Origin of the sequence: Gemmatimonas sp., from assembly GCF_021298855.1 — a bacterium.
GTDB lineage: Bacteria > Gemmatimonadota > Gemmatimonadetes > Gemmatimonadales > Gemmatimonadaceae > Gemmatimonas.
Map to the genome: position 1 here is coordinate 1 of NZ_JAJTHI010000064.1, position 8,418 is coordinate 8,418.

Consider the following 8,418-nt stretch of genomic DNA (forward strand, 5'->3'; position numbering starts at 1 on the left):
CGCCTGCGGCGCCTGCCGGCCCCCCGGCCGACCTGTCGGCGGCTGCGGGCAGCCCGCCCCCCGCGCCGTCAGCCCCGCCCTCGCCCTCGCCTCTCCCGTCATGAACGACGTGCGCGGTCCGCGTACCGGCATGAAGCGCTCCGTCATGCGCGTCGTGCGACAGATCCCCTCCTACCTCCGGCTCCTGATCGGGCTGGTGGGAGATCGTCGCGTGTCGCGTCTCGACCGCGTGTTCGTCGTTGCCGCGCTCGCGTACATCGTGTCGCCGCTCGACTTCATCCCCGATCTCATCCCGTTTCTGGGCCAGGTCGACGACGTCTTCCTGCTCATGACGGCGTTGCAGCGCATGGTGGAGAACGCCGGTCGCGGGGTGCTGCGCGACCATTGGCGGGGCGCGCCGGACGAGCTCGAGCATCTCGACGTGGTCCGGGTGCTGCAGGCGGCGGCGTTCTTTCTGCCTGTGGGGTTGCGCCGGCGGTTGCGGCGCTTCGGTGGGGCGCGGTAAGGGCGGTTCTCCGTCCTCGGGCTGAGACGGCCTCTGGAATCCCCCAAGGGCCCGTTTTACCTTGCGAGATGGCACCCTCAACTCGCTCCGCCCGTGTTCGTGACGACGTCGCGCTGACCTTCGATGACGTCCTGCTCGCCCCCCGGCACTCGCTCACGCATCCTCGTGAGGTGAGTCTCGTGTCCCGCTTCACGCGGGGCATCGCGCTCAACGTGCCGCTGGTGTCGGCGGCCATGGATACGGTCACCGAAAGCGAAATGGCGATCGCCATGGCCCGCTACGGCGCGATCGGCGTGCTGCACAAGAACATGTCCGTCGACCGGCAGGCGGCCGAGGTCGATCGCGTCAAGCGCAGCGAGAGCGGAATGATCCTCAACCCGATCACGCTCTCCCCGACGGCGTCGCTCCGTGAGGCCGTGGCGCTCATGATGCGCTTCAAGATCTCGGGGGTGCCCATCGTCGATGCCACGGGCAAGCTGGTGGGCATTCTCACCAACCGTGACCTGCAGTTCGAGCGCGACCTCGACCGTCCACTCGCCGAGGTCATGACCAGCGAGGACCTGGTGACGGCGCCCATGGGGACCGGGCTCGATGAGGCCGAGAAGATTCTGGCCAAGCATCGCATCGAGAAGCTGCCGGTCACCGACGACCAGGGCAATCTGAAGGGCCTCATCACCGTCAAGGACATTCACAAGCGCCGCCAGTACCCCGACGCCAACAAGGACCAGTACGGGCGCCTTCGGGTGGCGGCGGCCATCGGGGCTGGCGGGGATTACCTCGACCGGGCCCGGGCGCTCATTCAGGCGGGCGTCGATGTGCTCATCATTGATACCGCCCACGGGCACAGCGAAGGGGTGCTGCAGGCCACGGCGCGAGTCCGCGAGGCCTTCCCCGATGTGCAGCTCATTGCGGGCAACGTGGCCACGAAGGCCGGGGCGGCGGCGCTGGTGGACCGTGGCGTGGATGCCGTGAAGGTGGGGGTTGGCCCGGGCTCCATCTGCACCACCCGCGTGGTCACCGGGGTGGGCGTGCCGCAGATCGCGGCCATCATGGACGCCGTTGAAGGGGCCGGTGATGTCCCGGTCATCGCCGATGGTGGCATCAAGTACTCGGGGGACATCGTCAAGGCGCTGGCCGCCGGCGCCTCGAGCGTCATGATGGGAAGCATGCTCGCCGGTACGGAGGAGAGCCCCGGTGAATCGTTCCTCCTCGAGGGGCGCCGCTTCAAGATGATTCGCGGCATGGGCTCGCTCTCCGCGATGCAGGACGGCTCGGCCGACCGCTACTTCCAGGATGGGGAAATGTCCCCCAAGAAGCTGGTCCCCGAGGGGATCGAGGGGCGCGTTCCCTACAAGGGCCCCGTGGGTGACGTGCTCTTCCAGATGATCGGCGGCCTGCGCAGCGGGATGGGGTACGTAGGGTGCGGCACCATTGAGGCGTTACGCACCGAGGCGGAGTTCGTGCGCATCACCACGGCGGGGCTCCGGGAATCGCATCCGCACGATGTGACGATTACCCGGGAAGCACCGAACTACTCGCTGTAACCACCCGGCAGGGTGAACCCGACACCCGGGACCCGATACTCCCCCGGCCCACGCGATTTTGGACGGGCATCGCGTGAGCCGCGGGAGTATCGGGTGGCGGGTTGCGGGTGCCGCCGGCCAGCTACTCGGCCCGCGACTGCGTAGCTTCCGGGCAACTGAACCCGCCCGCCTACTGTCCGAACGCCGTGCGGACGCCCACATTAGGCGCCGTACGGTCCGGCAGTCGCGGACCGCATGCTGCCACCCCGCGGGCCACCCCGTCTCTCCCCGGCCCGCTCCACCCAGACCACACCGCTGATGGGCATCTGGTCCAAGAAATCGATCACGGCGCTTCGCGCCGAGGCCGCCAGCTCGGAGGGCGGCCTCAAGCGAACGCTGGGCGCGCTCAACCTCACCATGCTTGGAATCGGTGCCATCATTGGCGCCGGCATCTTCGTGCTCACCGGAACGGCAGCGGCCAACTTCGCCGGCCCCGGCGTGTCGCTCTCCTTCGTGCTCGCCGGCCTGGCCTGTCTCTTCGCCGGACTGTGCTACGCCGAGTTCGCGTCGATGATTCCCATCGCCGGTTCCGCGTATACCTACAGCTACGCCACCATGGGGGAAGGCGTGGCCTGGTTCATCGGCTGGAATCTGGTCCTCGAGTACCTGTTTGCCGCCGCCACGGTGTCGGTGGGGTGGTCGGGCTACTTCAGTGCCATGCTGAACGAAGTGGGGGTGCACATCCCCGCCGCCTTCGCCTCGGCGCCGCTCACGGTGATCAACGGGCATGAGGTCGTTCGCGCCTTCACCTGCGTCGACGGGACCGGCGCCACCCTCATGGACGCGACCACCTCGGCCGCGTTCGTGGTGCGCGACGCGTGCACGGCGGCCGGCGGCACGCCGGTGGAAGGGCTCATCAACCTCCCGGCCGTGCTGCTCATCCTCGCGCTCACGTTCCTGCTGGTGCGCGGCGTGCAGGAATCGGCGACGTTCAACAACATCGTCGTGGCCATCAAGATGACCATCGTGCTGCTGGTCATCGGCTTCGGCTTCATGTACGTGAACACCGACAACTGGTCACCGTTCATTCCGGAGATGGTCACCAACCCCGACGGCAGCACCAAGTACGGCATGTCGGGCGTGCTGCGCGCGGCCCCCGTGGTGTTCTTCTCGTACATCGGCTTCGACGCCGTGTCGACCGCCGCGCAGGAAGCGAAGAACCCGCAGCGTGACCTGCCCATCGGCATGATCGCCTCGCTGCTCATCTGCACGGTGCTCTACATCCTGATGTCGCTGGTCATGACCGGGCTTGCCCCCTACACGGCCCTTGGGGTGCCGCACCCGGTGTCGGCCGCGCTCGAGGCAGTGCCGCAGCTCAAGTGGCTCGAGTACCTCGTGAACATCGGCGCCGTGGCCGGGCTCTCCTCGGTGGTGCTGGTGATGCTCATGGGCCAGCCGCGCATCTTCTACACCATGTCGCGCGACGGCCTGCTCCCCAAGATCTTTGCCAAGGTGCACCCGACGTACCAGACGCCGGCCGCCTCCACCTGGATCGTGGGCATCATCGCCATTCTCATTGCCGGCTTCTTCCCGCTCGGCCTGCTTGGCGAGTTGGTGTCGGGTGGTACGCTCGCTGCCTTCGCCACGGTGTGCATTGGCGTGTGGGTGCTGCGCGCGCGCTCGCCCGAGCTCGAGCGGCCCTTCCGCACGCCGCTCGTGCCGCTCGTGCCGATCCTTGGCGCTGGGGCCACGATCTACATGATGCTGCAACTGCCCGGCCTGACGTGGGCGCTGCTCGGTGCCTGGACCGCGATCGGCATGACCACGTACTTCCTCTACGGCATGCGCAATTCCACCATCGGCAAGCAGGAAGCCGGACGGCAATGAACGACGCGGTGGCCGATGGGCTGCTGCACGCCTCCGAGGCGCGACAGGCGGCGATCCACACGTGGTTCGCCGCCCTCCGCCCGGGCATGACGATCGCCCTGTCCACGCACATCAATGCCGATGGTGACGGGTGCGGCAGCGAAACCGCGCTGGCGAGATTGCTCGCCCAGTGCGGCATACGCTGCCGCATCGTCAATCCCACCCCGTGGCCGTCGATGTTCGACTTCCTGCTCGGGAACGACGTGGAGGAGGCGAGCGCACACGGGGCTGCCGCGCTCGCCGATGTCGATGCGTTCGTGGTCCTCGACATCAACGACGTGCGGCGGCTCGGACAGCTGGCGGAGACCGTGCGCGGACTCACGGTACCCATCTCGGTCATCGATCACCATGTGGCCGGCGACGAGCCGGTCGGCACGCTGGAGGTTGCCGACACGGCGGCCTGTGCGACCGCCGAGCTGGTGTACGACATCGCCGTGACGCTCGGGCTGGAGATCACCCCGGCCATTGCCCAGTCGTTGTACGTGGCCATTCTCACCGATACCGGCAGCTTCCGCTTCAGCAACACCTCGCCGCGCGCGCACGGTATTGCCGCGGCGCTGCTGGCCGCCGGGGTCAATCCGGAAGAGATGTACCGGCGCATCTACGCGCAGGTGAGTCTTGGCCGGCTGCAGCTGTTGCGCGAGGCGCTCGGCACGCTGGTCAACGAGCCCGATCTTGGCCTCTCACACATTGCGGTGGATGCCAGCGCCACCGAGCGCTACGACGTGACCAGCGAGGAGCTCGACGGCATCGTGGAGCATCCGCGCAGTATTGCGGGCACGCGCATGGCGCTCTTCTTCCGTGACCTGGGCTACGGCAAGGTCAAGGTGAGTTTGCGCAGCACCGGCGATGTCGACGTGCAGCGGTTCGCGCGTCGCTATGGCGGGGGCGGTCACCGCAAGGCGTCGGGAGCCATGCTGACCGGGTCGCTCGATGCGGTCCGCACCCAGGTGGTGGCCGAGGCCCGCGCGTACCTGCGCGGCGAGCTCACGGACGAGTAGCGGCAGCGCAGTTCCGCCGCCGCCCGGGTGGCTCTAGCTTTCGGGATCGCAATTCCGAACCCGTTACTTCCCTATGCAGCCACTCATGGAACGGATCACCGGCGCCCTCGCCGCGGTCCGGAATCCGCGCACCGGCGCCGACGTCATGGCCGCCGAGCAAGTGCGCGATATCGCCACCACCCGCGACGGCAAGGTCCGCCTCACGCTGCTGCTGGCCCCGGAAGACGACGCCACGCTCGTGCGTGATGTCCGGCAGGCCATTGAAGCGCTCGAGGGCGTGAGCGATGTGCGGGTGGATGTGCGCGATCCAGCCCAGAGCGACCCCACTCCGGCGCGGCGTGCGCCGGCGACACCAGCTCCCAACATGAATCAACCCAAGGCTCCCGCCGCGGGCGGCATGGGCCGCGCGCTTCCGGTCATGGATGCGACGCCGCAGAAGGCCCCGCCCAAGGTGCCCGATCCCGTGCAGTACCCCAACCTGGGGCGCATCATTGCCATCTCCTCGGGGAAGGGCGGGGTGGGCAAGAGCACGGTCGCGGTGAATCTCGCCATCTCGCTGGCCAAGGCCGGCAAGCGGGTCGGCATCATGGACGCCGACATCTACGGCCCCAACATGCCGCTCATGCTGGGCGTGGATGCGGCACCGGCGGTGCGCGACGAAAAGATCATCCCGCTCGAGGCGCATGGCATCAAGGTCATCTCGCTGGGCTTCCTCATCGAGAAGGATCAGCCGGCGATCTGGCGCGGCCCCATCGTGATGAAGATCATCACGCAGTTCCTGCGTGATGTGAACTGGGGGCAGCTGGACTACTTCCTCGTGGACATGCCACCGGGCACCGGTGATGCGCAGCTCTCGCTCGTGCAGGCCACGCAGGTGCACGGTGCCGTGGTCGTGACCACGCCGCAGCAGGTGGCCGTGGGCGACGCCCTGCGCGGCGTGAAGATGTTCGAGCGCACCGCAGTGCCCGTGCTCGGCATCGTCGAGAACATGTCGTACTTCGAGAACCCGGAGACCGGCAAGCCCATCGCGCTCTTCGGCAGCGGCGGCGGCGAACGGTTGGCCGCGGAGTGCGACCTGCCGCTGCTGGGGCAGGTGCCCATCGACCCGCGCATTCAGGAAGGCGGCGATACCGGCCGGCCCATCGTGTCGGCCGAACCGGAATCGAAGGCGGCCAAGGCGTTCAGCGCCATTGCCGACCGCGTGATGCAGCGCGTTGCCGAACGCTACGGCTGACGCCACGTCCGCAGCGTTGCCCCGCGGCGAACTCGTCGGCGAACCACTCTCGCTGACGATTCGCCGCGTGGCGCTTCCGGCCGTCATCGCGAACCTGCTGATGACGGCCTTTCACAACGTCGATACCTTCTGGATCGGGCGCTCGCTGGGCGCGGAGTCGCTGGCAGCGGTCACGGGCGCCGTGTTCTGGGTGTGGCTGGTGATCTCCGTGGGCGAGATGGTGAGCATCGGCCTCGATGCCGTGGCCGCGCGCCGCCATGGGGAGCGACGACCGCAGGACGCGGCGCGTACGGTGGGCGACGGGTTCGTGCTGGCCTTGCTGCTTGGCGCCGCCATCGCGATGGCCACGCCGTTCATTCTCGCGTTGCTCTTCGACCTGCTGGGCACCTCCGAGCGGGTCAGCGGCATCGGCCGCGAGTACCTGGGCATGTACTTCCTCGGCATGCCGCTCATCTTCGGCTTCTTCGCCGTCGATGCGGCCTTTCGCGCCCGGGGCGACACCCGTACGCCGCTCTGGATTCTGGCGGTCACCACGGTGCTGGGACTGGCGCTCGACCCGGTCCTCATTCGCGGCCTCGGTCCGTTTCCGGCGCTCGGGGTGCGCGGCGCCGCGTTGGCCACGCTGGTCCCGCGTGGACTTGCCTGCATTGCGGGAGTCATTGTCCTGCGGCGCCGCGGCATGCTCGCCTGGGGGTGGCCGCGCTGGCCGGTGCTGGGCACGATCGTGCGCGTCGGTGCGCCGGCGGCCGCCACGGGCGTGGTGTTCAGCTTCATCTACGTCCTGCTCACGCGCCTCACCACGCAGTTCGGTACGCCTGCGCTGGCGGCGCTCGGCCTCGGATTCCGCATGGAGGGCGTGGTGTACGTGGCCAGTGTGGGCATGGGCGCCGCCGTGGCCGCCATCGTGGGGCAGAGTCTGGGGGCCGGCGATGCTGCCCGGGCCGCGCGTGCCGGCTGGATGTCCACCGCCATCGTGAGCGTGGTGGGGGCGGCCATGGCGGTGGCCAGTCTGCTCTTCGCCGAAGAGTTCGCGGGCATCTTCTCCGACGATCCGGCCGTCATAGCGGAGGCGGCGCGTTACCTGCGCATCTCCGCGTTCTCGCAGCTGTTCCTCGGTGCCGAAGTCGTGCTCGAAAGCGCCATGGCCGGCGCGGGGTGGACGCTCGTGCCCATGCTGCTCAGTACGAGCATCACCGCGTTGCGGCTGCCGCTGGGAGCCTGGGCTGCCGGGGTGTGGGGCACGTCGGGGTTGTGGTGGACCATTGCCCTCACCGCGGCGGCGCGTGGCGTGCTCATGGTGCTGCTCTGGGGCTCGGGGCGGTGGCGCGGCGTGCGCGTGTAGCACACGTTTGGCGTATGACCACTCCGGCCATTACCCTCCTTACCGACTTCGGCACCGCCGACGGCTACGTGGCCGAACTGAAGGGCGTACTGGTCTCCCTGTCCCCTTCGGTGCCCATCGTGGATCTGTCGCACGACATCCCGCCGCAGGACATTGCCTTCGGCCGGCTGACGGTGGCGCGCTACTGGCGACGCTTTCCGGCGGGGACGGTGCACCTGGTGGTGGTCGATCCCGGTGTGGGTACGGCGCGCGCGGCCATCGCCATTGCCAGCGAGGGACGCTATCTCGTGGGGCCGGACAATGGCGTGCTCTCTCCGGCGCTCTTTGCGCTCGACGCCCGCGTGGTGCAGCTCCCCGTGGATCCGGCGGCCTCGGCGACCTTTCACGGACGCGATGTGTTTGCCCCGGTGGCCGCGCGGCTGGCGCTGGGCGCGTCGCTGGAGGAGCTCGGCGAGTCGTATGCGAACCCCGTGCGCCTGCGCACGCCCCCTCCCCATCGCGACGCCCACGGACTGCTGCACGGCGAGGTGCTCACCATCGATCGCTTCGGCAACATCATCACGAACCTGCTGACGCGCGACAGCAGCGGGATGGTGAAGATTGGCGGTCGTGCGGCCCGGCTGGTGCGCACCTACGGTGAAGCGTCGCGCGGCGAGCTGGTGGCGCTCATTGGGTCGAGCGGGTTCGTGGAGGTGGCGGTGCGGGAGGGGAACGCGGCCGCGACGCTTGGCGTCGAGCGGGGGGCGGCGGTCGTGCTGGGGTGATGGTGCCGGGGGTGGGTGGGCTCAACGGCAGACGGCAGACGGCAGGAACGACAGACAGGAGACGGCAGGAATTCGGTAGAACCATACGGCGGCGTGCGCTGCGCGCCGCCGCCGATAACCCTC

Annotated in this window: 7 protein-coding genes; all 7 read left to right on the forward strand. The window is 68.7% G+C overall.

The features are described 5' to 3' along the window. Nucleotides 1-505: YkvA family protein (locus tag LW840_RS15650; protein WP_291277327.1), on the forward strand; the 505-nt coding region annotated here is incomplete at its 5' end. A 68-nt stretch (nt 506-573) separates the two neighbouring features. Next, entirely contained in the window at nt 574-2,049 is a 1,476-nt protein-coding gene (gene guaB / locus LW840_RS15655; protein ID WP_291260758.1) for an IMP dehydrogenase, read from the forward strand. Between the two features lie 297 nt (nt 2,050-2,346). Then, complete coding sequence (locus tag LW840_RS15660; protein ID WP_291277328.1) at nt 2,347-3,915, forward strand: amino acid permease; 1,569 nt, start codon at nt 2,347-2,349, stop codon at nt 3,913-3,915. Next, complete coding sequence (locus LW840_RS15665; RefSeq protein ID WP_291267459.1) at nt 3,912-4,955, forward strand: bifunctional oligoribonuclease/PAP phosphatase NrnA; 1,044 nt, start codon at nt 3,912-3,914, stop codon at nt 4,953-4,955. The genes LW840_RS15660 and LW840_RS15665 overlap by 4 nt, the downstream gene beginning before the upstream one ends. A gap of 73 nt (nt 4,956-5,028) precedes the next feature. Continuing rightward, nucleotides 5,029-6,189, forward strand: coding sequence for an Mrp/NBP35 family ATP-binding protein (locus LW840_RS15670; protein ID WP_291260761.1), 1,161 nt, complete (start codon nt 5,029-5,031; stop codon nt 6,187-6,189). A gap of 67 nt (nt 6,190-6,256) precedes the next feature. Beyond that, a complete protein-coding gene (locus LW840_RS15675; RefSeq protein ID WP_291267461.1) occupies nt 6,257-7,531 on the forward strand; it encodes an MATE family efflux transporter in 1,275 nt (424 codons plus the stop codon). 14 nt (nt 7,532-7,545) lie between these two features. Continuing rightward, entirely contained in the window at nt 7,546-8,295 is a 750-nt protein-coding gene (locus tag LW840_RS15680) for an SAM-dependent chlorinase/fluorinase (RefSeq protein ID WP_291267462.1), read from the forward strand. Nucleotides 8,296-8,418 lie beyond the last annotated feature (123 nt).

What these genes read in the sequence shown, in the direction of transcription:
- LW840_RS15665 (WP_291267459.1), top strand. Translation starts at nt 3,912, where the DNA reads ATGAACGACGCGGTGGCCGATGGGCTGCTGCACGCCTCCGAGGCGCGA.
- LW840_RS15670 (WP_291260761.1), top strand. Translation starts at nt 5,029, where the DNA reads ATGCAGCCACTCATGGAACGGATCACCGGCGCCCTCGCCGCGGTCCGG.
- guaB (WP_291260758.1), top strand. Translation starts at nt 574, where the DNA reads ATGGCACCCTCAACTCGCTCCGCCCGTGTTCGTGACGACGTCGCGCTG.
- LW840_RS15660 (WP_291277328.1), top strand. Translation starts at nt 2,347, where the DNA reads ATGGGCATCTGGTCCAAGAAATCGATCACGGCGCTTCGCGCCGAGGCC.
- LW840_RS15680 (WP_291267462.1), top strand. Translation starts at nt 7,546, where the DNA reads ATGACCACTCCGGCCATTACCCTCCTTACCGACTTCGGCACCGCCGAC.